General features: G+C 58.8%; 26 protein-coding genes. 6 read left to right on the forward strand and 20 right to left on the reverse strand.

Features of this window, described 5'->3' with window-relative positions; translation table 11 throughout:
• Positions 1–64: 64 nt before the first annotated feature.
• From accD to HP564_RS07060, 6 genes are all read right to left on the reverse strand, one after another.
• Positions 65–976 carry an acetyl-CoA carboxylase, carboxyltransferase subunit beta gene (gene accD / locus HP564_RS07035; RefSeq protein WP_081140353.1) on the reverse strand — a complete coding sequence of 304 codons (912 nt, stop codon included), beginning with the start codon at positions 974–976 and terminating at the stop codon, positions 65–67.
• A 150-nt stretch (positions 977–1126) separates the two neighbouring features.
• A complete protein-coding gene (locus HP564_RS07040) occupies positions 1127–1789 on the reverse strand; it encodes a DedA family protein (RefSeq protein WP_371241497.1) in 663 nt (220 codons plus the stop codon).
• A 28-nt stretch (positions 1790–1817) separates the two neighbouring features.
• The gene (gene truA, locus HP564_RS07045) at positions 1818–2621 is read right to left on the reverse strand and encodes a tRNA pseudouridine(38-40) synthase TruA (protein WP_371242010.1); all 804 of its coding nucleotides are present in this window, start codon (positions 2619–2621) and stop codon (positions 1818–1820) included.
• 2 nt (positions 2622–2623) lie between these two features.
• On the reverse strand, positions 2624–3634 hold the full coding sequence (locus HP564_RS07050; RefSeq protein WP_371241500.1) for an aspartate-semialdehyde dehydrogenase: 1011 nt from the start codon (positions 3632–3634) through the stop codon (positions 2624–2626).
• A gap of 105 nt (positions 3635–3739) precedes the next feature.
• Positions 3740–4873, reverse strand: a complete 1134-nt coding sequence (gene pdxB / locus HP564_RS07055) for a 4-phosphoerythronate dehydrogenase PdxB (protein ID WP_371241502.1) — start codon at positions 4871–4873, stop codon at positions 3740–3742.
• Positions 4874–4930: 57 nt separating this feature from the next.
• Positions 4931–5710, reverse strand: coding sequence for a helix-turn-helix transcriptional regulator (locus tag HP564_RS07060; protein ID WP_371241503.1), 780 nt, complete (start codon positions 5708–5710; stop codon positions 4931–4933).
• Positions 5711–5804: 94 nt separating this feature from the next.
• On the opposite strand from HP564_RS07060, the gene HP564_RS07065 reads away from it, so the two are divergent.
• Both HP564_RS07065 and flk read left to right on the forward strand, forming a co-directional pair.
• Positions 5805–6701: a DMT family transporter gene (locus tag HP564_RS07065; RefSeq protein WP_371241504.1), complete on the forward strand. Its 897-nt coding sequence runs from the start codon at positions 5805–5807 to the stop codon at positions 6699–6701.
• Positions 6702–6801: 100 nt separating this feature from the next.
• Positions 6802–7821, forward strand: coding sequence for a flagella biosynthesis regulator Flk (flk, locus tag HP564_RS07070; RefSeq protein WP_371241506.1), 1020 nt, complete (start codon positions 6802–6804; stop codon positions 7819–7821).
• A gap of 1 nt (position 7822) precedes the next feature.
• Here the strand turns inward: flk and HP564_RS07075 are convergent, their stop codons facing one another.
• Positions 7823–8266, reverse strand: a complete 444-nt coding sequence (locus HP564_RS07075; RefSeq protein ID WP_371241508.1) for a rhodanese-like domain-containing protein — start codon at positions 8264–8266, stop codon at positions 7823–7825.
• 87 nt (positions 8267–8353) lie between these two features.
• Here HP564_RS07075 and HP564_RS07080 point away from each other — a divergent pair, with 87 nt between their 5' ends.
• Positions 8354–9766 carry a PLP-dependent aminotransferase family protein gene (locus HP564_RS07080; RefSeq protein ID WP_371241510.1) on the forward strand — a complete coding sequence of 471 codons (1413 nt, stop codon included), beginning with the start codon at positions 8354–8356 and terminating at the stop codon, positions 9764–9766.
• Here HP564_RS07080 and HP564_RS07085 read toward each other — a convergent pair.
• On the reverse strand, positions 9759–10205 hold the full coding sequence (locus tag HP564_RS07085) for a hypothetical protein (protein WP_371241512.1): 447 nt from the start codon (positions 10203–10205) through the stop codon (positions 9759–9761). The genes HP564_RS07080 and HP564_RS07085 overlap by 8 nt on opposite strands.
• Before the next feature lie 73 nt (positions 10206–10278).
• A complete protein-coding gene (fabB, locus tag HP564_RS07090) occupies positions 10279–11499 on the reverse strand; it encodes a beta-ketoacyl-ACP synthase I (protein WP_371241514.1) in 1221 nt (406 codons plus the stop codon).
• Between the two features lie 155 nt (positions 11500–11654).
• Between fabB and mnmC the strand changes: the two genes are divergently transcribed.
• On the forward strand, positions 11655–13667 hold the full coding sequence (mnmC, locus tag HP564_RS07095; RefSeq protein ID WP_371241516.1) for a bifunctional tRNA (5-methylaminomethyl-2-thiouridine)(34)-methyltransferase MnmD/FAD-dependent 5-carboxymethylaminomethyl-2-thiouridine(34) oxidoreductase MnmC: 2013 nt from the start codon (positions 11655–11657) through the stop codon (positions 13665–13667).
• 33 nt (positions 13668–13700) lie between these two features.
• Here the strand turns inward: mnmC and HP564_RS07100 are convergent, their stop codons facing one another.
• The 6 genes from HP564_RS07100 to prmB are packed head-to-tail and all read right to left on the reverse strand — an operon-like array spanning position 13701 to position 18288.
• The gene (locus HP564_RS07100) at positions 13701–13982 is read right to left on the reverse strand and encodes a YfcL family protein (protein ID WP_371241518.1); all 282 of its coding nucleotides are present in this window, start codon (positions 13980–13982) and stop codon (positions 13701–13703) included.
• Between the two features lie 31 nt (positions 13983–14013).
• Positions 14014–14559 carry an elongation factor P hydroxylase gene (locus tag HP564_RS07105; protein WP_371241520.1) on the reverse strand — a complete coding sequence of 182 codons (546 nt, stop codon included), beginning with the start codon at positions 14557–14559 and terminating at the stop codon, positions 14014–14016.
• A gap of 50 nt (positions 14560–14609) precedes the next feature.
• Positions 14610–15407, reverse strand: a complete 798-nt coding sequence (locus HP564_RS07110; RefSeq protein ID WP_371241522.1) for a sulfite exporter TauE/SafE family protein — start codon at positions 15405–15407, stop codon at positions 14610–14612.
• Positions 15408–15415: 8 nt separating this feature from the next.
• Positions 15416–16237, reverse strand: a complete 822-nt coding sequence (gene mepA / locus HP564_RS07115) for a penicillin-insensitive murein endopeptidase (RefSeq protein ID WP_371241524.1) — start codon at positions 16235–16237, stop codon at positions 15416–15418.
• Between the two features lie 5 nt (positions 16238–16242).
• Positions 16243–17328 carry a chorismate synthase gene (gene aroC / locus HP564_RS07120; RefSeq protein WP_371241526.1) on the reverse strand — a complete coding sequence of 362 codons (1086 nt, stop codon included), beginning with the start codon at positions 17326–17328 and terminating at the stop codon, positions 16243–16245.
• Positions 17329–17355: 27 nt separating this feature from the next.
• Entirely contained in the window at positions 17356–18288 is a 933-nt protein-coding gene (prmB, locus tag HP564_RS07125; protein WP_371241528.1) for a 50S ribosomal protein L3 N(5)-glutamine methyltransferase, read from the reverse strand.
• A gap of 160 nt (positions 18289–18448) precedes the next feature.
• Between prmB and smrB the strand changes: the two genes are divergently transcribed.
• Positions 18449–18997 carry an endonuclease SmrB gene (gene smrB / locus HP564_RS07130; RefSeq protein WP_371241530.1) on the forward strand — a complete coding sequence of 183 codons (549 nt, stop codon included), beginning with the start codon at positions 18449–18451 and terminating at the stop codon, positions 18995–18997.
• Positions 18998–19030: 33 nt separating this feature from the next.
• On the opposite strand, the gene sixA is transcribed toward smrB, so the two are convergent.
• From sixA to HP564_RS07150, 4 genes are all read right to left on the reverse strand, one after another.
• Positions 19031–19513 (reverse strand): phosphohistidine phosphatase SixA, encoded by a 483-nt coding sequence (gene sixA / locus HP564_RS07135; protein ID WP_371241532.1) that lies wholly within the window; start codon positions 19511–19513, stop codon positions 19031–19033.
• Positions 19514–19717: 204 nt separating this feature from the next.
• Complete coding sequence (gene fadJ, locus HP564_RS07140; RefSeq protein ID WP_371241534.1) at positions 19718–21832, reverse strand: fatty acid oxidation complex subunit alpha FadJ; 2115 nt, start codon at positions 21830–21832, stop codon at positions 19718–19720.
• Positions 21832–23142: an acetyl-CoA C-acyltransferase FadI gene (fadI, locus tag HP564_RS07145; protein ID WP_371241536.1), complete on the reverse strand. Its 1311-nt coding sequence runs from the start codon at positions 23140–23142 to the stop codon at positions 21832–21834. The genes fadJ and fadI overlap by 1 nt, the downstream gene beginning before the upstream one ends.
• 161 nt (positions 23143–23303) lie before the next feature.
• Positions 23304–23600, reverse strand: coding sequence for a YfcZ/YiiS family protein (locus HP564_RS07150; protein ID WP_371241538.1), 297 nt, complete (start codon positions 23598–23600; stop codon positions 23304–23306).
• Positions 23601–23961: 361 nt separating this feature from the next.
• Here HP564_RS07150 and fadL point away from each other — a divergent pair, with 361 nt between their 5' ends.
• A complete protein-coding gene (gene fadL, locus HP564_RS07155; protein WP_371241540.1) occupies positions 23962–25245 on the forward strand; it encodes a long-chain fatty acid transporter FadL in 1284 nt (427 codons plus the stop codon).
• A 119-nt stretch (positions 25246–25364) separates the two neighbouring features.
• Here fadL and mlaA read toward each other — a convergent pair whose 3' ends face one another.
• On the reverse strand, positions 25365–26129 hold the full coding sequence (gene mlaA / locus HP564_RS07160; RefSeq protein WP_371241542.1) for a phospholipid-binding lipoprotein MlaA: 765 nt from the start codon (positions 26127–26129) through the stop codon (positions 25365–25367).
• Between the last annotated feature and the right edge of the window lie 31 nt (positions 26130–26160).

The following is a 26160-nucleotide window of genomic DNA, read 5'->3' on the forward strand; positions in this document are numbered from 1 at the left end:
ACCCGGTTCAGCCGGTTCGACGGTGCATTGGTGAAAGACGCGCCGCGCGCGTCTCTCTCTCCTGTCAGGCCTCGTTGCTTTCCGGCTCTTCCGCAGGCGCGGTTGGTTCGCCATCGTGCAGCGGCGCGGGAAGATTCATCATCTTCGCCAGCAGGCTTGCCAGCTTATAACGCATTTCCGGGCGACGAATGATCATATCGATCGCGCCCTTCTCAATCAGGAACTCACTGCGCTGGAAGCCCGGCGGCAGTTTTTCGCGAACGGTCTGCTCAATAACGCGCGGGCCTGCAAAGCCAATCAGCGCTTTGGGTTCAGCCACGTTGAGATCGCCCAGCATTGCGAAGCTGGCAGAGACACCGCCCATCGTGGGATCGGTCAGCACAGAAATGTACGGCAGACCGCGTTCCTGCATTTTTGCCAGCGCTGCGCTGGTTTTTGCCATCTGCATCAGCGACATCAGCGCTTCCTGCATACGTGCACCGCCGCTGGCAGAGAAGCAGATCAGCGGGCAGTTATCTTCCAGCGCCTGCTCAACCGCACGCACGAAGCGCGCGCCAACCACCGAGCCCATGGATCCGCCCATAAAGGCGAACTCAAATGCTGCTGCCACGACGGGCATGCCGTGCAGCTGGCCTTTCATTACGATCAGCGCGTCTTTCTCGTCGGTTGCTTTCTGCGCGGCAACCAGGCGATCTTTATACTTTTTGGAGTCGCGGAACTTCAGGATATCCTTCGGCTCCAGCTCGCTGCCCAGCTCAGTCTGCGTGCCCTGGTCGAGCAGGCTGTTGAGGCGCTCGCGGGCGTGCATGCGCATATGATGGTCGCACTTCGGGCAGACCTCAAGATTACGCTCCAGCTCGGCGCGGTACAGTACCTGACCGCAGCTGTCGCACTTGGTCCAGACCCCTTCCGGAATACTGGCACGGCGTGCAGGCGTAACGTTGCTTTTATTAAGAATGCGTTCAATCCAGCTCATTGAAGACCTTTTTATTTAAAACTGACCTGGTCCAGTCATCTTATTTGCCGCTGAAAACCGCTTCAGCCGACATGAAATGTCGCTCATTAAACCACAACCACTTCTGACTGTGGATAAAAATCTGGTCTAACCGCGACGCGACCGGACCTGCTACGGCTGTTTTTGCTGCTTCGCCTGACGGCGGTGACGCCAGACCTCAATCATACCCGGCAGTATCGAAACCACGATGATGCCGACAATCAGCAGCTTAAGATTTTCCTGCACCACCGGCAGGTCGCCAAACAGATAGCCCGCGTAGGAGAACAGCAGCACCCACGCCAGCGCGCCCGCGACGTTGAACAGCGCAAAATGGCGATAGGACATATGCCCCATCCCTGCGACGAAGGGCGCAAAGGTGCGCACAATCGGCACGAAACGCGCCAGAATAATGGTTTTTCCGCCGTGACGTTCGTAAAACGCATGGGTTTTATCGAGATAGCTCCGGCGGAAAATACGCGAGTTCGGGTTGCTGAACAACCGCTCTCCGAACAGGCGGCCAATCGTATAGTTTACCGCGTCACCCAGCACTGCCGCGACAATCAGCAGCGCCGCCATCAGATGGATATTGAGATCGTTGCCCGGCAGCGCCGCCAGCGCGCCTGCCACAAACAGCAGCGAATCGCCCGGCAAAAATGGCGTGACCACCAGACCGGTTTCACAAAACAGGATCAGGAACAGAATGGCGTAGATCCAGATGCCGTACTGCGCCACCAGTTCAGCCAGATGCACATCAATATGCAGAATAAAATCAACCAAAAAATGGACGAACTCCATAACGCCTCTCTGACAATGACCTGCTAAGTTAATCCACCAGGAACAGGGGTCCCATGGGCGGTTCGGGTAGTGCAAAATGCGCGGGATAATCCACCGCGACCAGGTAGAGACCTTCTGCTCTGGCTGTCGCCGCCGCCAGCGTGCGGTCTTTTGCCGCCAGCAACGTCGCCATCCACGATTCCGGCTGATTACCGCAGCCGATCTCCATTAAACTGCCGACGATATTGCGCACCATATGGTGCACAAAAGCGTTGGCCTTGATATCAACAATCACAAATGCACCCTGTCGCGTGACGTTGAGATGCATTACGTTGCGCCACGGCGTGCGTGACTGACACTGCACAGCGCGAAACGAGGTAAAGTCGTTTTCGCCCAGCAGGCACTGTCCGGCGCGGTGCATCTTCTCTGCATCCAGCGGATGATAGAAGTGCGTCACGCCGCGCCCGAGGATCGCCGGACGCAGCCGCTGGTTGTAAATCAGATAGCGGTAGCGACGGGCCGTCGCGCTAAAGCGCGCGTGAAACTCATCCGGCACCGCCTTTACCCAGCGCACCGCAATATCTTCCGGCAGATTAGCGTTAACGCCCAGCGTCCAGGCTCCGTCAGCGCGCAGCGACGTGGTTTCGAAATGCACCACCTGGCCGGTGCCGTGCACGCCTGCATCGGTTCGCCCGGCGCAGAAGACGTTTACCGGATGGTTCGCGACTTTTGACAGCGCTTTTTCCAGCTTTTCCTGTACGCTGCGGACTTCCTGCTGGCGCTGCCAGCCGTAATAACGGCTGCCGTCATACTCAATGCCGAGCGCCAGTTTATGCGTCTGACCTTCTGGCAACATTAGCAGAGATACTCCTGCACCAGTTTCTCAGCGGTTTTCACCGCCATCAGCGCGCCACCGAAACGGATATTGTCCGCTACCGACCAGAACTGCAGCAGCTCGGGAATGCCATAATCGTTACGCACGCAGCCAATGCTCAGCTGTTCATTGCCTGAGGCATCGCCTACCTGCGTCGGGTAATCATCTTCGTCGCTCAGCGTAATATCAGCTGCCTGCATCAGCTCGGCACGCGCCTCCTCCGCTGAGAGCGGGCGCAGGCTCTCCAGGTGCACAATCTGTGCGTTACCGTAAAATACCGGCGCCTGAACGCTGCTGACTGCAATCGGCAGTCCCTCGTCCTGCAGGACTTTACGCACCTGCTCAACCAGGCGACGTTCGCTGGCGACGCTGCCTTCCGCATCCGCCAGCTGCGGCAACAGGTTGAACGCCAGCTGACGGCCAAAGTAATGCTCGTCTGCCGGAATGCCATTCAGCAGGCGTGCGCTCTCTCCCGCCAGCCCATCCACCGCGCTTTTACCGTGGCTGGAGGCGGAGATCAGGTTGGTGACCTGTAGACGGCCTAAGCCGGCCGCGTCCACCAGCGGTTTAATCGCGCTAAGCAACTGGCTGGTCAGGCTGTCGGCCACGCTCACCAGATTGCGGTTGCGGTAGTCCGCCAGCACATGCGGGTTAACGTCTGGCACCACCAGCGGTACATCGGGCGACAGCGCAAACAGGTCGCTGCTGTCGATCACCAGACACCCGGCGTTAGCCGCATCCTCGGCATAACGTGCCGAGGCGTCGCGCCCGGCCACAAAAAAGGCCAGTTGCGCCTGCGACCAGTCGAAATCAGCCGCGTTTTCTACGCGCACCGAGCGCCCCTCGAAACGCACCATTTCACCGGCGCTGTTTTCGCTCGCCAGCAAATATAACTCACCAACCGGGAACTGGCGTTCTGCCAGCAGTTCCAGTACAGCGTTCCCTACTGCGCCTGTCGCGCCGAGTAGCGCAATATTCCAGCCGTCAGACATGTTGGTTTACTCCAGACAATGACATAAAAACAGAAGGCGGTGATATTCACCGCCCAGGATTCGGAATTATCCCCCGGCCATGACTGGCACGGTGAGAAGGTAAATTTAGTTGTTATTGAGCCGCGCGCAAAAACCGAGTGCCTCAAGCAGGCTGACGGTCCCGGCATCGTTGCAGATGACCTCCAGCGATGACCACTCGCGGCGCTCTTCATACTCCTTGCGCAGGCGATCAAACTCGCCCGGTTTAGCCGCACCTTTACGCAGCGGCGCGTCGTCGCGGCGCACATCATACACCAGATGCGCCAGACGTTTCAGCGTTGGCTGATCGAGCGGGCCATTCAGCGTCACGCTGCTGAACTCCGGCGCTGGCAGCAGCTCGCTGAGCGACACCTGCTGCGGCTGGCCCAGGAAGTCACACCAGGCCTCAAATACCTGCGTGGTGCCGCGCGCCTTGCCTTCCAGCGTGTAGCCCGCGATGTGCGCGGTAGCAATATCTACGCTCTCCAGAAGATCGAGCGACAGCGCCGGTTCCGGCTCCCAGACATCCAGCACCACGCTAAGGTCGTGGCGCATCTTCAGCACCTCCAGCAGCGCGGCGTTATCGACAACCGGGCCACGGCAGGCGTTAATCAGGATCGCGTTCGGCTTCAGCGCCATCAGCAGCGCCGCATCGGCAAGGTGCCAGCTTTTATAGGGCCCCTCTTTGAACAGCGGCGTATGAAAGGTCAGGATATCGGCTTCGGCGACCAGCTCATCAAGCGAGCGGAAGTCACCTTCGTCACCACGATCGGCGCGCGGCGGATCGCACAGCAGGGTTTTCACGCCCCAGGCTTCCAGCCGCTTTTGCAGCCGCCCGCCGACGTTGCCCACGCCGACGATGCCGACGGTGCGGTCGCGCAGGTCAAAGCTGTCACGCTCTGCCAGCAGCAGTAAGGCGGAGAACACATACTCCACCACGGCGATGGCGTTGCAGCCCGGCGCGGCAGAAAAAGCAATACCCGCCTGTTGCAGCCAGGCGTCATCAATATGGTCGGTGCCCGCCGTGGCGGTGCCGACAAATTTCACCGGTTTACCCGCAAGCAGCGCCTCATTGACCTGAGTCACCGAGCGCACCATCAGGCCATCAGCATCATTTAGCTCCTGCTGCGGCAGCGGGCGACCCGGCACCGCCAGCACGCTGCCGGTACGACTGAACAGCGCTTGCGCATAGGGCATATTTTCATCGACAAGGATCTTCACCACGGCTTTCCTGCAGGTTGCATTAACAAGGCCGCTATTCTGGCACAAACAGGAACATTAGCCCATGCGCGCGCGGTAACGATCTGGCGTGGTGCCCGCCTGCTGCTGGAACATGACAATCAGCGCGGAAGCCGAGCTGTAGCCAAGATCGTGGGCAATGGCCTGCACGGTTCTGCCCTGCCCCAGCTGGGCGACGGCATGTAAAAAACGCAGGCGCTGCCGCCATTCGCTAAAGGACATATGCAGCTCCTGACGGCAGCGCCGTGCCAGGGTTCGCTCGGTGGTAAAGACGCGCGCGGCCCATTGCGCCAGCGTGGTATTGTCGCCGGGATGCGCCTCCAGCGCATGCAGCACCGGCGCAAGAAACTTATCCCTCAAGGTGGGCAGATAGCTCTCCTGCACCGGTGCAATACGCAACCGGTCGCGCAGCACGTCGCACAGCCGCCACGCTTCCGGGCTTTGCGGCTGTTCCAGTCCGGTGCGAGCAAACTCATCCATAATCGCATGAACTATCGCGTCAACATTGAGCAGACACGCGCGCTGCGGCAGACCGTTACATAGTGCGGCGGCAAGGTTGAAGGTGCGGAACTGGGCCTGCTGGTGGTTGTAGCTGGCGTGCTGCTGGCGCGGCGGGATCCAGACCGGAATGCTGGCGGGGGTTAACAGGCGTCTCCCCTCTACGTTCATCTCCAGGACGTGACGCGTCACAAAGATCACCTGCCCCCACTCATGCGCGTGAGGAAGGTACTCGGTTTGCGCATTGGTTTGCTCATAGCGCATAAAGTAGCGCAGCTGCTCCGCGGCCCTGGGCGGCTGATATTCAACCTGAAGCGTCATTCTGTCTTGTCAGCAAAGAATTTTGTCTGAATTTAACTATCTCCTTAAAACCCGTCAAACGTAAACTGGCTGGACTTACTCTCTGGAGCCCATCATGAATTTACTTTTTCCGCTGCTGGCGGTGCTAATCTGGTCGGTGAACACCATCGTCAGCAAACTCTCTGCCGGCAGTATCGATCCTGCCGCCATTTCCTTTTATCGCTGGTTACTGGCGCTGATTGTTCTGACGCCCTTTGCGCTGCCGGGCGTCTGGCAGCATCGACACACCCTTCGCGCTAACCTGTGGCGTCTGCTGGTTCTGGGGCTGCTGGGCATGGTGCTCTATCAGAGCCTGGCCTACTATGCAGCACACAGCGTGTCGGCAGTGATGATGGGTATCCTGGGGGCAACCATTCCGCTGCTCACCATTCTGCTTAGCCTGCTGGTACTGCGGCTGGCACCGACGCGCGGCATTCTTGTCGGCGGTATCCTGTCATTTGCCGGGCTGGTATGGCTGGTGAGCGAGGGCCATCCTGCGCAACTGCTAAACCAGCGTCTCGGTAGTGGTGAGCTAATGATGCTGGCGGCATCCACCTCCTACGCGCTGTACGGTGTGCTGACGAAACGCTGGGCGATCCCGCTGCCTAACTGGCAGAGCCTCTACGTTCAGATTTGCTTTGGCGTTTTGCTGTTACTGCCGGGCTTTTTGCACGCACCCGACGTGACGCTTAATGCGCATAATCTTCCGCTGGTGCTGTTTGCCGGGCTGTTTGCCTCTGTTATCGCCCCCTTTATGTGGATCCTGGGTGTGCAGCGTCTGGGCGCCAGCACCACCAGCATTTTTATGAATTTTGTCCCGGCGTTCACCGCCATCATCGCTGTGCTTTTCCTGCATGAACAGCTTCACCTCTATCACTGGATTGGCGGCAGCATGACGCTGGCAGGGGTTATTCTCGCCCAGCGGCTGAAAACGCCGTTGAAGCGACGCAAGGTAACGCCAGCGCACGGCTGAATATGCGCAGCTCCCCGTGGGATTTCACAGGGGCTTTTGCTATCATGGCGCATCTTTTTTTCGGCGCACCCCACGCTGTTCTGTTTTCAAGGATTCCGCCATGCAACCTCTTAGCGGCCCCGGTGCGCCGATGGGCGATCGTTCTGCTGTCACGCCGTCAACCGGCGCGCCCCGCTCCGGCGAACAGCCTCTTTCACCGGCCCAGCGCACCACGCTGGAACGTCTGATTGTGCGTATTATGTCATTCAGCACGTTAAAAGCGCCTGAACTCTGGGCAGGCGTGCAGCGTGAAGTGGGGGTAAAAAGTGAGGCGGAGTTGCAGTCGCGCCACTTTCCCGCAGCGGAGCACTATCTGAACAGCCGCCTGGCCCAGGCGGAAAATGGACGCGCTACGCGCCAGCTGCTGACCCAGCTCACCGATCTGCTGCCGCAGGGCAATAATCGCCAGGCGGTCAGCGACTTTATTCGCCAGCAGTTCGGCCAGACAGTGTTAAGCTCACTCTCGCAGGATCAGCTACGCCAGGTACTGACCATGCTACAGAATGGTCAGATGGCCATCCCGCAGCCGCAGCAATCGCGCGTCACCGACCGCACGCTGCTGCCTGCTGAGCACCAGACGCTGAATCAGCAGATCGCCCGGCTGGCAGCGGCAACCGGCGAATCGACCGGGAAAATCTGGGCTTCGGCGCTTAAGCTGGTGAACCTGACCAGCGGCGATCCGATTCCTTCACGCCATTTCCCGCTGCTGACGCAGTATCTTCAGGTGCGTCAGACGTTGAGCCAGCACAGCGCGCCAACATTGCAGGTACTGGAAGCCTCGCTAAAACAGCCGCTGGATCGCAGCGAACGTCAACAGCTGGAAGATTACAGCCAGCTGCGTTTTCAGGCGACGCCACAGACCATTCTGACGCCGGCGCAGACCCAGGACCTGCTCAACCAGCTGTTTACGCGCCGCGCTGAGAAGAATCAGGAACAGCCGCTGGCCGACAGTGAACTGCGGCCTCAGCCGATCTGGGCTCCTTTTGTTGCTTCCCTGCCACAGCCGCTGGCGCAGCGTCCGGTGCTGAGCGCCGTTGCACTGTTTGCTGTGATCTTTTTCCTGCTATGGCTGTTTTTTTAAATTAACAGCCACACTGTGCGCCGGGCACGGCCTGAGGCCATTCGCCTGGCGCCTCGCCCCAGGCCATCGGATGGCCGTCGCGTCGCCAGAAGTCCAGCCCACCAATTAATTCTTTCACCTGAAATCCCAGCGCCGCCAGCTTAAAGGCCGCTTTAGTTGAGCCGTTGCAGCCAATACCGTCGCAGTAGGTGACATAGACTTTGCTCCGATCCAGCCTTGCCGTGCTTTCAGCGTCCATAACGCGATGGGGAAAACTCACTGCGCCGCAGATATGCCCGGCGCGATAGTGCTCTGGTGAACGTGCATCGATCACCACAATCTCCGTGACCTGATGCGCAAGATCCTCTGCAACATCCCAGGCGTCGGCGTAGCAGGCCAGTTTATGTTGCAGGTAGCTGAGGCTCTGCTGTGGCGAAGGCGGAGGGAAGCGTAAAACCTGTGACATGGTGATTCTCCTGTTGTGGTGTCTGGCTAGTTTACGGCAAAGTGGACTGCTCAATCAGACCCATCTTAGCTATGAGATAAGACCATTATGAGCACGCCGCTGCTGACGCTTTTTAGCCATCATGCACAGGGCGGACTGCGTGAACGCCTGTGTGCCACGCTGCGCCAGGCAATAGCAGGCGGCCATCTTACTTTCGGGCAAAAAGTGCCTTCGACGCGCCAGCTGGCGGGCGATCTTGGTCTGTCGCGCGTTACGGTGGAAGCCGCCTATGCGCAGCTGGAAAGTGAAGGCTATTTGCAACGTGAAACCGGGCGCGGCACCTTTGTCGCTATCGTGATGCCCGCGCAGACAACGCACACGACGCCTGCGGACAGGCCACGCTTCTCCACACGCGGCAGCGCGGTTATTGCCACCGGGGGCTGTCAGGATCCTCCCTTTCCGCACGCTTTTGCTGCCGGTTCACCGGAACTACGCGCTTTTCCGCACCCGCTATGGCGACGGCTGAGCGCCAGCGTGCAGCGCACCCACGGCAGCCAGCTGATGGGCTATGGCGATCCGCTCGGTTATCTGCCGCTGCGCAGCGCGGTGGCGGATTATCTGGCGCTGTCGCGCGGCATGCATTGCCGACCGGAGCAGGTGATTATCCTGACCAGTTCACAGCAGGCGTTGCAGCTGCTGGCGATGATGTTTCTCGATCCTGGCGATGAGGTGTGGCTGGAAACGCCGGGTTATCCCGGCGCGCGTAATGCGTTTCTTGCAGCTGGCGCACGCTGTCGCGGCGTGCCGCTGGATGATGAAGGTGCGATAGTCCAGTGCGGTGCGGCGAAGCTGCTTTACCTGACGCCTTCGCACCACTATCCCACCGGCGTAGCGATGAGCCTGCCGCGTCGTCTGGCATGGCTGGGATGGGCACAGCGACACGGCAGCTGGATTATAGAGGATGACTATGACAGCGAGTTTCACTATGACGATCGCCCTACGCCTGCTATGCAGGGGCTGGATCGCCATGGCCGGGTGATTACGCTGGGAACCTTCTCTAAATCGTTGTTCCCCTCCCTGCGACTGGCCTGGATGGTGGTGCCGCCTGGGCTGGCAGAGCCGCTCGGTCAGGCTCGCAGCGTGATGGACGGACACAGTGCGCTGATGCCGCAGGCCGTGACCGCCGCGTTTTTGCAGCAGGGCCACTTTGCCAGCCATCTTCGTCTGATGCGCCAGCTCTATCGCAGCCGCCGCGATCTTCTTCTGGCTCAGCTAAGGCCACTTTCGCGCTGGCTGACGCCGATTACGACACCCGGTGGTTTGCAGTTGACGGTTAGGTTAAAAGAAGGTGAGGAGGCGGCGTTGACTGCCCTGGCGGGCAGGAACGGGCTGACGCTGCCGCGCCTTAGCCCGCTGGCAACCGATTCACCGGCGCAGTCGGGCTGGATACTGGGATTTTCGGCATTGTCACCTGGTGAGATTGCTGCGGGGTGCGGCAAGCTGGGGGCGCTGTTCAGGTAAAAGAAGAAGAATGTATAGTGAAGATGCTGGCTAACATGAAGGCGGCCAGAGAAGAGTTAATACAGACGCGGGCTGAAGGTGCGCTAACCCGCCCGCTGTGCAGTCGCACCTCTCCGCCGCTCTCCAGCATGGTCTCGTTCCAGGCGGTGCGGCTGCCTGACTCGCTGCCCCGGCTTGCGTTGCCGCTTAGCGTGCTGAGCAGCAGGCGATCTTTTTCCCGATTGTTGCTGACCGACGAGGTGCGGCTGTTAGCCTCAAGATACGTGCGGTTCGTGGTCGTCTCCGCCAGCAGATGAATGTCCTCACCCGCCAGCCACTGACCCGCACTATTGTTGATCTCGCCCGACGCCGTGTCAGATGTCGCGGTTAGCTCAGATGGGTGTAAACAGCTGTTTAACGGTGGCGCGACAGCCCGGCGTTCATCAGGAAGAATGAACATTGCTACAGCGGTGAAAAGAGAGCGAGGAAATAAAAAAGGCCGGATAAACCGGCCTTATAAACAGGACAAGAAATTATGCCTGGTATTTACGCATGGTCAGCGTGGCGTTAGTGCCACCGAAGCCGAAGCTGTTAGACATCACGGTGGTCAGCGCTTTCTCTGTCGGTTTGGTCACGATGTTCATGCCTTCCGCCGCCGGGTCCAGCGACTCAATATTGATGCTTGGCGCAACAAAGCCGTGCTCCAGCATCAGCAGGGTATAGATCGCTTCCTGCACGCCTGCTGCGCCCAGCGAGTGGCCGGTCATCGCTTTGGTAGCCGAGATTGCCGGGGTGTTGTCACCAAAGACTTCACGGATTGCACCCAGCTCCTTCACGTCGCCTACCGGCGTAGAGGTACCGTGGCTGTTCAGGTAGTCGATCGGCGTGTCTACGCCGTGCATTGCCATCTTCATGCAGCGCACTGCACCTTCGCCTGATGGCGCCACCATGTCTGCGCCGTCAGAGGTCGCACCGTAGCCAACGATTTCAGCGTAGATATGCGCACCGCGCGCCAGCGCATGTTCCAGCTCTTCAACCACCACCATACCGCCGCCGCCAGCGATGACGAAGCCGTCGCGCTCGCTGTCGTAAGTGCGGGATGCTTTTTCCGGTGAGTCGTTATATTTGGTAGAGAGCGCGCCCATCGCGTCAAACTCACACGCCATTTCCCAGCACAACTCTTCGCCGCCGCCAGCAAAAACGATATCCTGTTTGCCCAGCTGGATCTGCTCAACCGCGTTACCAATGCAGTGCGCAGAGGTCGCACAGGCTGAGCTGATAGAGTAGTTTACACCGTGGATTTTAAACGGCGTGGCGAGGCAGGCAGAAACACCAGACGCCATCGCTTTGGTTACGACATAGGGGCCGACTGCCTTCAGGCCGCGCGGGCTGCGCATAGCGTCAGCGCCAAATACCTGGAAGCGCGGCGAACCGCCGCCTGAACCCGCAATCAGACCCACACGCGGGTTGCTCTGATATTGCTCGTCAGTCAGACCGGAATCTTTGATGGCCTCTTCCATTGAGAGGTAAGCATAGATGGACGCATCACTCATGAAACGCACAATTTTGCGATCGATAAGGCCGGTGGTATCCAGTTTGACGTTACCCCAGACGTGACTACGCATACCGGAATCCTTCAGCTCTTGAGAGAAGGTGATGCCGGAACGGCCTTCACGCAGAGAAGCCAGCACTTCCTGCTGGTTGTTACCAATGCTGGAAACAATCCCCAGGCCAGTAATCACTGCACGTTTCATTCAGTTGTCCTCATTCCACTTCTTTTGGATTGACGTGCACTCTAGCTTACACTTGTACGCCGAACAAGTCCGATCAGCCATTTCCTTTTGTAAATTTGCGTCATGTGATCCTGGTCGCTATGATCGCGCCACTGCCTGAAAAACGAGCCTTTACCGTGAAATTAACGCCTGTTGAACATGCACAGCTAAAATGGAATGAACAGGGTACACCTGTTTCCCGAGCCTTTGATGACGTTTACTTTTCCATTGATAACGGTCTGGAAGAGACGCGCTACGTCTTTCTGGGCGGCAACGATCTGCCGGCGCGATTTGCGCAGCATCCGCGCGATCTCTTTATCGTGGCGGAGAGCGGCTTTGGCACCGGGCTTAATTTTCTGACGCTGTGGCAGGCGTTTGATGCTTTTCAGCGCGCGCAGCCCGATGCCACACTGCAGCGACTTCACTTCATCAGCTTTGAGAAATTCCCGCTGACGCAGGCGGATTTAATCGCTGCACATGCGCGCTGGCCAGAACTCGCGCCCTGGGCCACGCAGCTGCAACAGCAGTGGCCGATCGCCCTGCCCGGCTGCCAGCGCCTGCTGTTTGACGGCGGGCGCGTGACGCTTGATCTCTGGCTCGGCGATATTAATGCGCTTATTGAAACCTTTGATGACAGCCTGCACCGCCAGGTTGATGCCTGGTTTCTGGATGGTTTTGCGCCGTCAAAAAATCCCGATATGTGGACCCCTCAGCTGTTCAGCGCGATGGCGCAGCTGGCACGCCCTGGCAGTACCTTTGCCACCTTTACCGCCGCCGGTTTTGTCCGGCGTGGGCTACAGGAAGCCGGGTTCAACGTCACGCGTCGCAAGGGATTTGGCCACAAGCGCGAAATGCTGAGCGGCACGCTGATGCGCGCGGCGGATCTGCCTGCCGCACACCCCTGGTATGCGCGTCCTGCCGCGAAGGAACATGAGGTGGCCATTATTGGCGGCGGCGTGGCCAGTGCCACTCTGGCGCTGGCGCTGCTGCGCCGCGGCTGGCGCGTTACGCTCTACTGTGCCGACGAGGCCGCAGCGCTGGGTGCATCGGGTAACCGTCAGGGCGCGCTCTATCCGCTGCTCAATCAGCACGATCCGGCGCTGGCACGCTTCTTCCCCGCCGCCTTTAGCTTTGCCCGTCGGCTTTACGATGCGGTGCCGGTGCACTACGAGCACCACTGGAGCGGCGTTCTGCAGCTTGGCTGGGATGAGAAAAGCGCTGATAAAATCGCACAGATGCTGGCAATGGCGCTGCCTGAGGCGATGGCGCACGGCGTAAGCCGTGACGAGGCTGAAGCGCTGGCGCAGGTTGAGCTTGGCATGGGCGGTATCTACTATCCGCTCGGCGGCTGGCTCTCCCCCGCCGAACTGACCGCCGGGCTGCTGGCGCAGGGGGAAAGTCAGGGGCTACGTATCCACTGGCTGCATCGTTTAAACCGGCTGGCCGATAGCGATGAACGCTGGACGCTGTGTTTTGCCAACGGCAGCGAGACGACGCATCACAATGTGGTGCTGGCTACCGGCCATCAGCTCACTACGCTGCCGCAGAGCGCGCAGTTGCCAGCCTATGCGGTTTCTGGTCAGGTGAGCCACGTGCCGAGCACGCCTGGCCTGAATGCGCTACAGACCGTGCTTTGCTATGACGGCTATCTGACGCCGGTTAGCCCGCAGTTTGGCACGCACTGCATCGGTGCCAGCTACCACCGCGGCGATACTGCCACCGCTTACCGTGAAGACGATCAGCAGCAAAACCGCACGCGGCTGATTCACTCTCTGCCCGACAGCGGCTGGCCGGAAAAGGTCGACGTCAGCGCGGGCGAAGCGCGTACGGGTGTGCGATGTGCCACGCGCGATCACCTGCCGATGGCGGGCGCGCTGCCCGACTATGAGACAACACTGGCGCAGTATGCCCATCTTTCTGAGCAGCGCGCGCGCGGTGAGACCATCGCCGAGGCACCTCACTATGCCGGGCTGTTTGTGCTGGGCGCGCTGGGCTCGCGCGGGCTGTGCAGTGCCCCACTCGCGGCAGAGGTGCTGGCTGCGCAGATGAGCGGTGAACCACAGCCGCTGGACAGCGCAACGCTGGCCGCGCTCAGCCCGAACCGCTACTGGGTGAGGAAACTGCTGAAAGGAAAAAAAGCGGGGAAATAAAACAGGGGCGGCGCCGTGCGCCGCCCTGATGAGTCAGGCGCTCTGACGCGCCTGCAGGAACAGATTATCCCACATCCCCACCACCAGCACCTGATCGCGCGGTGAGAGCTCGCCTGCGGCAATCGCATTTTGCAGGCTGTTGGCAACCTGAACCTGCAACGCTTCCGCCGTGTGTTCACCGGACTGTTCAATTTCCGCGACCGCGAGCGTCAGGTGACCGCGCAGATAGCCGCTGGCAAACAGCTCGTCATCGCTGGCGTGATCGACCATATCGTCAATCAGGGCCAGAATACGCGCTTCAAATTCTGCGATCATCTTCATTCCTCTTTAATATTGTCTGCACTCATCACAGATCGTCTGGCCAGGGAAACTGTGCTGACGTCAGTGCAGGCGTGCCATAAAAGTCCGCCAGGGCGGTGATAAAACGTGCGGGCCGTGCAGGAATGCCATTATCCAGAAAGGAGATAACCTGCGCATGGACCTTACGCTGAAACGCGATGCGATCGGGTTCACAATCTCCGTCAAGATTGTCACAGCTGACGTTAAACGGAAAGCCCGCCGCGACACAGAACATCCACTCCAGCGCCTGCGGCTTAATTTCTACCGACTCGAACTGGCTCTGCGTCTGAGCATCACGCCCGTCCGGACAATACCAGTAGCCGAAATCTACCAGCTTACGCCGCGCCTCACCGGCAATGCACCAGTGAGAGATTTCATGCAGCGCGCTGGCATAAAAGCCGTGCGCAAACACCACGCGGTTCCACGGCGAACTGTCGTCAGCCGGAAGATAAATCGGTTCGTCGTCGCCTTTAATTAGACGGGTCTGAAACTCGTCGGAGAAGCAGCTATCGAAAATCGTAATCAGTTGTTCGTAATGGTGCGTTGTGTTCATGGTGTCGTCGTAAATAGCGGCGTATTTTCGCTGCGCCGGAAATGAATGTATTACAGCGTGGCCATCCACGCCAGCAGCGCGCTGCCGTGGGAATCCCACAGCAGTTTCGCGCTCATGACCGCAGAAACGATCACCACCATCGGGCGAATCAGCTTCTGTCCACGGCTCAGCACCAGTCGCGCCCCGAGCCGCGCGCCACAAAAGGCGCCGAGCAGCATAATAAAGCCGGTTCCCCAGATAACTTTGCCGCCGAACATAAAAAACAGCAGGCTGGCGAAATTAGAGGTGAAATTCAGAATTTTTGCATGGGCGGTGGCTTTGGCAAGATTAAAGCCACACAGCGTAACGAAGGCGAGCGCATAGAACGAGCCTGCGCCCGGTCCGAAAAAGCCGTCATAGAAACCGACGCAGCCGCCGCCAATCAGCGCATAAGGCAGACCGTAGAGACGGCGCGCGCGATCTTCTTCGCCCAGACGCGGCATCAGCAGAAACCACAGGCCGATGGCAATCAGCAGCAACGGCAACACCTGACGCAGCGCGTCGGCATTCAGGTGCTGAATCAACAGGGTTCCCAGCATCGCCCCCATAAAGGTCATGGCGATGTTAAGCCGCTGTTCGCGCAGATTTACCGCGCCGCGGCGAATAAAATAGAGGCTGGCGGAAAAAGAGCCGCCTACGGACTGTAGCTTATTGGTCGCCAGCGCCTGCGCAGGCGAAAGACCCGCCGCCAGCAGTGCCGGGACAGTGAGCAGTCCGCCTCCACCAGCAATGGAATCAATAAAAGCCGCCAGCACCGCGACCAGAAAAAGCACCCCGATAATCATCGGACTGACGACAAACCACTCCATGAGATCCCTTATAACAGATGTTTATCCAGTAACGCCTGGCAGGCCTGTGGCAACGGCGGTGGCTCGCGCTTCACCGGCGCACTGCCCGGTTTCTTCGGCAGGAACCAGCTTTCCAGCTCGGCCCCACAGCCATCCCCCGGCGGCGGCGCAGGCTGATCGACACAGCCAATGCTGTTAGCCGGGCAGCGCAGGCGAACATGCATATGCGCGCGATGAGCAAACCAGGGGCGCACTTTGCGCAGCCAGTCACGGTCAGCGCCCGCGTCGGCACAAAGCTGTTTTTTAATGGCCGGATTCACGAAGATGCGCGTGACATCATCATCTTTCGCCGCCAGTTTGATCAGGCTGTCAATTTCAGGCTGCCAGTGACGAGCCACCACCTGCTTATCATCCGCCGTCACCAGATCGAGCGGCTGCGGTTTCAGCAACTGCTGCGCGCTCCAGCGGCTTTTAGGCAGCTGGAGCCAGATATCGACGTCGAGACCGGTCTGGTGGCTGGCGTGGCCGCCGTTGAAACGGCCGCCTGCTGCCATCCCCATGTCACCAATCAGCACGTTGCCAAGCTGCAGATTATGCGCGCGGCCGCTGAGCCGCTGAATGAACTGAATCAGATCGGGATGACCGAAGTAGCGACGCTGGTCCTGCCGCATCACCTGGTAGTCAGGCGCATTGAGCGGCAGCGCCTGCGCCCCGACGATGCAGCCATTGGCGAAGGAGCCAATTGACTGCGCTGCGCCGGGTATCGGCTGCTGGATACGCTGCCACGGCGTGGCGGCCAGGCTTGAGGCGCTGATTGCCAGCGCGGAAAGGGCAATAAGCAGCTGTTTCATGGCGATCACCAGCGCGGTACGGTGCTGTTAACGTCACCATTTTGCGCGCGCTGGCGCAGCAGATGATCCATCAGCACAATCGCCATCATCGCTTCGGCGATCGGCACGGCACGAATACCCACGCAGGGATCGTGACGTCCTTTGGTGATCATCTCCACCTCTTCGCCGCTGCGCGTGATGGTATTGCCCGGCACAGTGATGCTGGACGTCGGCTTCATGGCCAGGTTAGCGCTGATAGTCTGGCCGCTGCTGATGCCGCCCAGAATGCCACCGGCATGATTGCTCTGGAAGCCGCTGGCGCGAATTTCATCGCGATGCTGGCTGCCGCGCTGGTTCACGACCGCAAAGCCATCGCCAATTTCTACGCCTTTGACCGCGTTGATGCTCATCAGCGCATGCGCCAGATCGGCATCCAGGCGATCAAAAACAGGCTCACCAAGGCCGGGTGGAACATTTTCCGCCATCACCGTCACCTTCGCGCCAATGGAGTCGCCCTCTTTCTTCAGTGCGCGCATCAGCTCGTCCAGCGCCTCCAGCTTGCTGGCATCCGGGCAGAAAAACGGGTTTTCTTCCACAATGCTCCAGTCTTTCAGCTCGCAGGCCACGTCGCCAATCTGCGCCAGATAGCCGCGAACCACTACCCCGTGCTTCATCTGCAAATATTTTTTGGCAATCGCGCCTGCAGCAACGCGCATCGCGGTTTCACGCGCCGACGAGCGTCCGCCGCCACGATAGTCCCGCACGCCATACTTCTGTTCGTAGGTGTAGTCAGCATGGCCGGGGCGAAACAGATCTTTAATCGCACCGTAATCCTGCGAGCGCTGATCGGTGTTTTCAATCAGCAGGCCGATTGAGGTGCCGGTGGTGACGCCCTCAAACACGCCGGACAAGATTTTCACCTGATCCGGCTCGCGGCGCTGCGTGGTGTAGCGCGACGTCCCGGGACGGCGGCGATCCAGGTCATGCTGGATGTCCGCTTCGGTCAGGGGAATGCCTGGCGGCACGCCGTCCACGATGCAGCCCAGCGCAATGCCGTGCGACTCGCCAAAAGTGGTTACGCGAAAAACTTGTCCGATGCTGTTTCCGGCCATGGTGATTCCTTGTTACGAAGCGTTTGCTCAGTCTTTGTAAATAGAGAAGTGATGTTGTGCGTCAACGATCTGCTGGCGCGTCAGCATAAAGACGCCGTCGCCGCCGTTGTCAAACTCAAGCCAGGTAAAGGGAACGTCAGGATACTGGTCGATCATATGTACCATGCTGTTGCCTACTTCGCAGATCAGCACCCCCTCTTCACTCAGGTAGTCTGGCGCGCAGGCGAGAATGCGGCGTACCAGCTTCAGGCCATCGCTGCCTGCGGCCAGGCCCAGCTCCGGCTCATGACGGTACTCGTTGGGCAGATCTGCCATATCATCTGCATCCACATAAGGCGGATTGGTGACGATCAGATCATATTTTACCGGGGGAAGTTCACGGAACAGATCGGCACGGATCGGCGTTACGTGGTGGATGAGGCCATGCTCTTCGATGTTCTGCTCAGCCACCGCCAGCGCGTCAAAAGAGATATCGACCGCGTCGACTTCTGCCTCCGGGAAAGCGTAAGCGCAGGCAATCGCGATGCAGCCGCTGCCGGTACACATATCCAGAATATGATGCGGTGCCTGCGGCACTAAACCGGCAAAGCGGTTTTCGATCAGTTCCCCGATGGGCGAGCGCGGCACCAGCACACGCTCATCAACGTAAAATTCATGGCCGCAGAACCAGGCTTTATTGGTCAGGTAGGCTACCGGGATGCGCTCGTTGACGCGACGGATGACGCGCTCAACAATGCGGTGACGCTCGCTGGCGGTCAGGCGTGCATTGCGCATCTCTTCCGGAATATCCAGCGGCAGCCAGAGGGTGGGCAGGACCAGTTGCACTGCTTCGTCCCACGGATTGTCGGTGCCGTGACCGTACCAGATCCCGGCGGCGGAAAAACGGCTGACCGCCCAGCGCAACATATCCTGAATGGTGTGCAGTTCATTGACTGCCTCATCGACGAAAATTTTGTCCACGTAGCCCTCCGCAGGCCCAATTGCTAAATCGGCCGATAGTGTGCCATGAAGACGGGGAGAATTCAGCGCAGCAAGGTGAAAAAGCTGACAATTAGCGGATCGAGCGGTAAGGTAACGTCATTCGCTGTTTTCCAGCCTTTTCAGACAAGATTCCCCTGCAATGAGCAAAAAAACGCCACTTAATGATGACGACAAGGCGCTGTTTCGCCAGCTGATGAGCGACACGCGCAAGATTAAACAGGATACCGTGGTGCATACGCCCGTGGTCAAAAGCCGCGCGCTGCCGTTGAAGCGCCTGATCTCTGAGCAGGTGGATAACAGCCACTATTTCTCTGATGAGTTTCAGCCTCTGCTGGCAACAGAAGGCGCAACGCGCTATGTGCGAGCCGACGTCAGCCATTTTGAGCTGAAAAAGCTGCGACGCGGAGACTATACGCCAGAGATTTTTCTCGACCTGCATGGCTTAACGCAGCAGCAGGCCAAGCAGGAACTGGGCGCGCTGATTGCCGCCTGTCGCCGCGAACACCTGTTTTGCGCCAGCGTGATGACCGGCCACGGCAAGCATATCCTCAAGCAGCAGACGCCGCTCTGGCTGGCACAGCATCCCCATGTGATGGCGTTTCATCAGGCCCCCAAAATGTTTGGCGGTGATGCCGCGCTGCTGGTATTGATTGAGGTAGAAGAGTGGCAACCGCCCGAGCTGCCCTGAGAGGGGATGGGCCGTCTGCGCGGCCCGCGGGCATCATATGGCTTTCGCCAGTTTTGAAGGGCTGACCTGCCATAAAAGCTTGCCTTCGCAGCTGGCTGGATCGAAATCCACACAGGCGATAGCAGAGGTGGCGAACATCGGCGGCGCTTCCTGCGGGCAGAGTTCAGAAACCAGATACCCTACCAGCGGCAGGTGAGAAATCACCAGCGCCGATTTCACGCCCTCCGTTCCCAGCGCCTGAAGATAGCAGGCAACCAGGCCAGGATCGCCGCCGGGCGTCAGCTCCGGTAACACCTCCTGCTCTTCCGGCAGTGGTAACGCTTCGCGTACCGTTGCCAGCGTCTGCTGGGCACGAAGATAAGGGCTGACCAGCACACGTTCGACGTCCACCGACTGGCTGCTGAGCCAGCTTGCCATCTGGCGTGATTCATCACAGCCGCAATGGGTGAGAGGACGCACGGAATCACTGGCGGCTTCAAGAGCAGCGTCGCCGTGACGCATGATAAAAACTTGCATAAAGCACCGCTGTTGTTTGTCGATATCGCCCGGTGCCTGAGCACCTGACTCTTCATTCTGTGAATGAACGCTGTGTTGTACCCTAATGGCTTGAGTATAGTCAACCGGTTGTTTATTAAATAAGCGTTTCTCAGAATCGTGCTGCGCCGCCGCTTCTGACGGCGCTTTTATAACCCGCTGAATCGGAGCAGTTATTCCAGTTTGCTAAGAAATGTAAAATTTCCTTTGTTTCTGTTCGGCCGCCAGCAGCGCGTCGCAAGGGGCAAAACGGTCGCCAAACTGGCGCATTAACGCTCGTAATGTTTGTGTAACGTCTGCGACCCCGCGCTGATCGATGTAACGGAACGGACCGCCGAGGAAAGGCGGAAAACCAATGCCAAAAACCGCCCCGATATCTCCGTCACGCGCGCTGCGTATTACCCCTTCATCCAGACAGCGCACCGCTTCATTAAGCATCATCATCATGCAGCGCTCTGCAATCTGCTTTTCACTCTGCTTCGCCGCAGGCTGAAGCCCGAGCAGCGAATAGAGTGTGGGGTCAGGCTTTTTGCCGCCGCGCCGACGGCCGTAGAGGTAGAAGCCTCGGCCATTTTTGCGTCCTTTACGGTTATCGTTCAGTACGGCATCAAACGCCGCCGGTGCAGCAAAACGCTCGCCATAGGCCTGTTGCAGTATTGGCGTAATCTTGCTGCCGACGTCAATGCCCACCTCGTCGAGCAGCTGGATTGGGCCGACGGGAAAACCCGCCTTTACCAGCGCGCGATCGATATGCTCAATGGGTTCGCCTTCCAGCAGGCAGCGCATCGCCTCATTTATATAGGGCGCGAGGATACGGTTAACGTAAAAGCCAGCTTTGTCCGCCACGATAACTGGCGTTTTGCCCTGCTTTTTTGCCAGCGCCACGATGGTCACCAGCGTCTGCGCTGAGGTACCGGTATGCGGGATTACCTCCACCAGCGGCATCTTCTCCACCGGGCTGAAGTAGTGCAGGCCAATAATATTTTCCGGCCGCCGGGCATGCGCGGCGATATCGGCAATCGGCAGTGACGAGGTGTTAGATGCGAACAGGGTATCAGGTGCACAGTGCTCCTCAACCTCGCGCACCATCTGCTGTTTGAGCGAGAGATCTTCAAAAACCGCCTCAATAACGATATCGCGCGTCGCAAATCCCTGGTAATCCGTACCGCCCGTGATGCGCGCCATCTGCTGCTGACGCTGCGCCGCGCTGATCTGGCGACGCTTTACTTTCTCACTCAGTCCCTCCCAGGCGGTTTTCAGCGCATGGTTCACACCCTGGAGGGAGATATCCTTGATACGCACCGGTAGCGCCGCGTTTATCGCCGTGACGCTGGCAATGCCGCCCCCCATCAGCCCCCCACCCAGCACGCCCGTTTGCTGAATCGTACGCGGCTGGGCCTCTGCGCCCGCCTCTTTTTTTATTGCCGTGGTGGCAAAGAAAAGACTGCGCAGTGCGGCAGACTCTGGCGTCATGGTCAGTTCGCCAAAAGCACGCGCCTCGGCCTGATGTCCGGCCTGACTGCCCTGCTCAATACCAATGCGCACGACCTCAATAATGCGCTGCGCGGCCGGATAGTTGCCGTGCGTCTTGCGCGCGGTTTCGCGCCGCACCAGTGCAAACAGTGCGTGACGCGCCAGCGGTGCCTGCATAATGCGATCGCGCAGCGGCAGTTCGCGGCGACTGTGCTTGCCCTTCAGCACCCGCGCTACGGCCGTTTCCAGCAGGATCGCCTGCGGGACGGCGTCATCCACCAGCCCCAGTTTACGCGCCTGTTTTGCCCGTAAGGTTTTGCCGGTGAGGATAAGCGGCAGCGCCTGCTGTAACCCTATCAGGCGTGGCAGACGCTGCGTGCCGCCCGATCCCGGCAACAAACCCAGCTGAACCTCCGGTAGCCCAAGCCGGGTTTTATCATCCAGCGTGCAAATACGTGCATCGCAGGCCAGCGCCAGCTCCAGGCCGCCGCCAAGACAGGCCCCGTGAATGGCAGCCACCACCGGGAACGGCAGCGCGGCGATTGCCGCCATCGCCTCCTGACCCTGGCGCGCCAGCGCTTCCGCCGCTTGTGCGCTGTGGCATGCGGCGATCATGCTGATATCGGCGCCTGCAACAAAGTTATCGGGCTTGCCAGAGATCAGCACCAGCCCGGCAAGCTGGGCATCACGCCGCGCTTCATCAATAACCGCCGCCAGCTGTTGAGCAAAAGCGGCACGCAGCGTGTTCATCTTCTCGCCTGGCACGTCAATGGTGATCACCCCTACGTGATCCAGCCGTCTCTGTAAATGAAAAGCGCTCTGCTCCATTATTCTGCCTCCAGAACCATAGCCGCACCTAAACCGCCGGCGGCACAGGCCGTCACCAGCGCCAGTCCGCCACCGCGACGCTGTAGCTCATGTAAGGTTTGTGTGATCATACGCGCGCCGGTAGCGGCAAAAGGGTGTCCATAGGCGATAGAGCCGCCCAGCACGTTAAAGCGCTCTTCGTTGACCTCGCCCAGTGCGTGGGGACGGTTGAGCTTTTCGCGGGCAAAACGCTCATCGGAAAAGCACTGAAGATTGCACAGCGTCTGTGCGGCGAAGGCCTCATGCATGTCGATAAGCGTCAGGTCGCTCAGGCCGATACCCGCGCGATCCAGCGCCAGCGGTGAGGCGTAGGCCGGGCCGAGCAGCATATCCTGCTGAACATCAATCGCGCTGAAGGCGTAGCTACGCAGATAGCCGAGCGGCGAGATGCCCAACTCGCGTGCACGCCCTTCGCTCATCAGCACCACCGCCGCAGCGCCGTCGGTCAGCGGCGTGCTGTTGGCGGCCGTGACGCTCCCGTGCTGACGGTCAAAGGCTGGACGCAGACGGGCATAGTCTTCGATTTTTGCCTCCATGCGCACAGTGTTATCCTGCTCTGCCGGCGCTTTCCAGGGAGGCGCAAAAGCGGGCATCACCTCCTGCTTCAGCACGCCTGACTGCCAGGCGCTGGCGGCGCGCTGATGGGATCGCAGCGCCAGCGCATCCTGTGCCGCGCGCGTAATGCCGTGGGTTTTCGCCATCTGCTCTGCCGTATCGCCCATACGCAGCCCGGTTGAATACTCCGCCACGGCAGGCGGCACGGGCATCAGGTCGCGTGGCCGCAGACGACGCAGGATCTGCATTTTCTGACCGAAGCTGCGCGCTTTGCTGAGGTCGAGCAGCGCCCGCGCCAGAGATTTAGTGACGCCGATGGGTAAAACTGAGGCGGAGTCTGCCCCGCCCGCGATCCCTGCACGGATGGTGCCTGCCATCAGGCTCTCCGCGACGTTTGCCACCGCCTGGAAGCTGGTGGCACAGGCGCGGCTGACGCTGTAGGCATCGGTGTGCACGCTCAGCCCGCTGCTGAGCACGATCTCGCGCGCGATGTTGGGCGCTTCCGGCATCTGGATTACCTGCCCAAACACCAGCTGTTCAATCACATCAACCGGCAACGCGCTACGCGCCATCAGTTCGCTAACCACCATGCGGCCCAGTTCGACGGCGGGGATGCCGTGAAATCCCGTGGCCTGGCGCAGAAATGGCGTGCGAAGTCCATGAGTGATGGCGATGCGATCGCCCGCACGCGTCAGCAACGGCTGCGCTTTGCTCATCTGTATCACCTGTAAAAGTTGGTCGGGCATCATTACCCAGAGAGGTCTGACCTGATCCACAGTGTTAACGACAAGCGGTAGCGCCGCCAATGATGAAAGAAAAAAAGTGCGAGGAGAAACACGAAAATGAAAAACGCCGTCTGGCAACGGCGTTAAGCGTATTAGCGCAGGCCGAGCTGGAAAATCAGCGTTTCGGCCTGACAGGCAAAGGTAAAATCGATAGTGAGCTGAACGCCATTATTCACCTCTTCAAAGCGAGCATCGATGATGCAGGGGTCCGATTCAATCTGCCGCGCCCTTTCCGACAGGATCGCCAGTTTCGCCTCGGCCTCGCTGCGCTGTGCGAACCACTCTGACCAGCTGGCCGTGCAGTCACTGTTATCCATCACGGTGCCGACATCCACGCAGCAGCAGGCGGCGGTTTCAGTGGCGCTGCATTTATTCATGGCATTGGTCATTGATTTCTCCTGAAGATAAATCTGTTTGCGAGCGGGATTAACGGTCAGAATTTTACGCCTGCGTCCGTCATTACGCTATGTCAGCGTCGCTAAGTGACGAATATCACAATTAAATTTGATCCAAAACAAATTAGAGCCGTTATGCCAGGTGCTGCTCCGCTGGTTTTGTTATGCAGATCGTAAATTTGTCGATCCATTTGGAAATATTTTAAAAACAATATTGCAACATACACACAGGTCAGACCTATACTTGCCGCACTGGTCTGATTTGTATGCGTCTGGTCAGTCCCTACAATCCGCCGACCCTTGTTACGCGATGTAACAATTACAGTTAAATAATAATTCATATGAGGTTGTGGTCATGAGCCATAAAAACCTGTTTGCAAAGTCAGCCCTGGCGGCTGCAGTGGCGCTTGTTTCTACACAGATATATGCAGCAGGCTTTCAGCTTAACGAATTTTCTTCGATTGGGCTGGGCCGCGCCTATTCAGGCGAGGGTGCGATGGGCGATACGGCGGCTTCAGCCAGCCGCAATCCGGCCACAATGGCGTTGATGGATCGTCCGTCATTCTCTGTCGGAGCCGTGTTTATTGACCCGGATGTTGATATTTCCGGCACCAGTGCCTCTGGCCGCAGTCTGGACGCCAGCAATATTGCGCCTACACAGTGGGTACCCAATATTCACTATGTACAGCCCATTAACGATCAATGGTGGATTGGCGCATCCGCCACCTCAAATTATGGCCTGGCCACCGAATTTAATGACGGTTATACCGCAGGCGGTTATGGCGGCAAGACCGATCTGATGACCGGCAATTTCAATCTCAGCACCGCCTACCGCCTGAATGAGCACTTTAGCTTTGGCGTAGGATTTGATGCGGTTTATGCACGCGCCAAGATTGAGCGCTACGCTGGCGAGGCAGGTGCGGCGCTGCGTATTCCCGCCGATACCCAGGTGGCACACCTGAAGGGCGATGAATGGGGATATGGCTGGAACGCCGGTATCCTTTATGAGGTCGACCAAAATAACCGCTTTGGCTTTACCTACCGTTCGGAAGTCAAGATTGATTTCGACGGTGACTATAAGAGCAGCCTGCCAACGGCCATTAACGCAATTAACCAGGCCAGAAATTTAGGTCTGCCGTATGCGACTGGCGGCTCGACCATTCCGGGCGCGCTGACGCTAAACCTGCCGGAAATGTGGGAAGTGTCTGGCTGGCACAAAGTCGCCCCCCAGTGGGCCGTGCACTACAGTCTGGCCTACACCAGCTGGAGCCAGTTCCAGGAGCTGAAAGCAACCGGTTCCAGCGGTCAGACGCTGTTTTATAAAGATGAGAGCTTTAAAGACGCCTACCGTATCGCACTGGGCACCACCTACTTCTATGATGAGAACTGGACCTTCCGTACCGGTATCGCCTTTGATGACAGCCCGGTTCCGGCGGACAAACGCTCTATCTCTATTCCCGACCAGGATCGTCTCTGGCTGAGCGCAGGCGCGTCCTATGCCTTTAACCAGGATGCTTCGGTAGACGTGGGTGTCTCTTACATGCATGGCCAGCACGTAACGGTAGAAGAAACCCCCTATACCTTTAACTCTGTGGGTAAAGCCTGGCTCTACGGCGCGAACTTTAACTACAAGTTCTGACGTTAATGCTAAAAAAAGGGCGGCCTGACGGTCGCCTTTTTTCAGGTATACAGAGCAGGTGGCTCCCGAACGAGGCAACAATGGCGACCCAAAGGTCGCCATTGTGCTTTTCATTCGCGTTACTGCGCGTCGATATCTTTCAGATCGTCCTGAATCGCGCTGGCGTTCGGGTTCTCTTCCGGCTTTAGCGTGCCGCCCTGTGCCAGGAAATCGTGTCGCTGGAAATAGGCGTTGCGGATAAAGGCGTAAGGATCGGACTGCTGTTTCAGCAGCGCATCGGAATCGAGCAGCTGCGCGCGCGTTTCCACTCCCTCCAGCGTCCACTTGGCAATCGACATCGGCCAGGTCAGCCAGCCCAGCACCGGATAGAGCGTATCGACATAATCGCCGCCGTCTTCACGCAGCGTAAAGCTGCCGTAGGCTGGCAGTTCCACATAGGGGCCATATCCCACCCCGTAGCGACCGAGCGTGCTGCCAAAACGGTGCGGCACTTCACGCGCCAGTTCCGGATTTGCCTTGCCCGCCACGTCGATAAAGCCGCCCAGACCCAGAACAGAGTTCAGGAAAAAACGGGTAAAGTGAATGCCCGCCTGGCGCGGCTCACCAACCAGCAGGGAGTTCACCATGCTGGCTGGCTCTTCCAGGTTGCCGAGGAAGTTGCTCAGTCCGGTACGCGCAGGCACGGGCACATAGTCGCGCCACGCCACCGCGACAGGGCGCAGCACGTACGGATCCAGCACGTTATAGTTAAAGTTAAACATGGTGCGGTTAAAGCCTTCGAGCGGATCGCTGCGCTGCGCAGGCGCCTCGCTATCGGGCTTTGAACTGGCACATCCTGCCAGCATGACGCTGGCCAGGACAAGGCTGGTCAGGCGGTAAGCCATTGCTATCTCCCTGTGCGGTTTAAAAATGTAT

The sequence above is a fragment of the Pantoea sp. KPR_PJ genome (assembly GCF_041386365.1).
GTDB lineage: Bacteria > Pseudomonadota > Gammaproteobacteria > Enterobacterales > Enterobacteriaceae > Pantoea.

Bases quoted from the DNA above. Each gene is read 5' to 3' on its own strand.
- accD (WP_081140353.1), bottom strand. From the start codon at position 976: ATGAGCTGGATTGAACGCATTCTTAATAAAAGCAACGTTACGCCTGCA.
- HP564_RS07040 (WP_371241497.1), bottom strand. From the start codon at position 1,789: ATGGAGTTCGTCCATTTTTTGGTTGATTTTATTCTGCATATTGATGTG.
- HP564_RS07050 (WP_371241500.1), bottom strand. From the start codon at position 3,634: ATGTCTGACGGCTGGAATATTGCGCTACTCGGCGCGACAGGCGCAGTA.
- HP564_RS07060 (WP_371241503.1), bottom strand. From the start codon at position 5,710: ATGACGCTTCAGGTTGAATATCAGCCGCCCAGGGCCGCGGAGCAGCTG.
- HP564_RS07065 (WP_371241504.1), top strand. From the start codon at position 5,805: ATGAATTTACTTTTTCCGCTGCTGGCGGTGCTAATCTGGTCGGTGAAC.
- flk (WP_371241506.1), top strand. From the start codon at position 6,802: ATGCAACCTCTTAGCGGCCCCGGTGCGCCGATGGGCGATCGTTCTGCT.
- HP564_RS07075 (WP_371241508.1), bottom strand. From the start codon at position 8,266: ATGTCACAGGTTTTACGCTTCCCTCCGCCTTCGCCACAGCAGAGCCTC.
- HP564_RS07080 (WP_371241510.1), top strand. From the start codon at position 8,354: ATGAGCACGCCGCTGCTGACGCTTTTTAGCCATCATGCACAGGGCGGA.
- HP564_RS07085 (WP_371241512.1), bottom strand. From the start codon at position 10,205: ATGTTCATTCTTCCTGATGAACGCCGGGCTGTCGCGCCACCGTTAAAC.
- fabB (WP_371241514.1), bottom strand. From the start codon at position 11,499: ATGAAACGTGCAGTGATTACTGGCCTGGGGATTGTTTCCAGCATTGGT.
- HP564_RS07100 (WP_371241518.1), bottom strand. From the start codon at position 13,982: ATGATCGCAGAATTTGAAGCGCGTATTCTGGCCCTGATTGACGATATG.
- HP564_RS07105 (WP_371241520.1), bottom strand. From the start codon at position 14,559: ATGAACACAACGCACCATTACGAACAACTGATTACGATTTTCGATAGC.
- HP564_RS07110 (WP_371241522.1), bottom strand. From the start codon at position 15,407: ATGGAGTGGTTTGTCGTCAGTCCGATGATTATCGGGGTGCTTTTTCTG.
- mepA (WP_371241524.1), bottom strand. From the start codon at position 16,237: ATGAAACAGCTGCTTATTGCCCTTTCCGCGCTGGCAATCAGCGCCTCA.
- aroC (WP_371241526.1), bottom strand. From the start codon at position 17,328: ATGGCCGGAAACAGCATCGGACAAGTTTTTCGCGTAACCACTTTTGGC.
- smrB (WP_371241530.1), top strand. From the start codon at position 18,449: ATGAGCAAAAAAACGCCACTTAATGATGACGACAAGGCGCTGTTTCGC.
- sixA (WP_371241532.1), bottom strand. From the start codon at position 19,513: ATGCAAGTTTTTATCATGCGTCACGGCGACGCTGCTCTTGAAGCCGCC.
- fadJ (WP_371241534.1), bottom strand. From the start codon at position 21,832: ATGGAGCAGAGCGCTTTTCATTTACAGAGACGGCTGGATCACGTAGGG.
- fadI (WP_371241536.1), bottom strand. From the start codon at position 23,142: ATGAGCAAAGCGCAGCCGTTGCTGACGCGTGCGGGCGATCGCATCGCC.
- HP564_RS07150 (WP_371241538.1), bottom strand. From the start codon at position 23,600: ATGACCAATGCCATGAATAAATGCAGCGCCACTGAAACCGCCGCCTGC.
- fadL (WP_371241540.1), top strand. From the start codon at position 23,962: ATGAGCCATAAAAACCTGTTTGCAAAGTCAGCCCTGGCGGCTGCAGTG.
- mlaA (WP_371241542.1), bottom strand. From the start codon at position 26,129: ATGGCTTACCGCCTGACCAGCCTTGTCCTGGCCAGCGTCATGCTGGCA.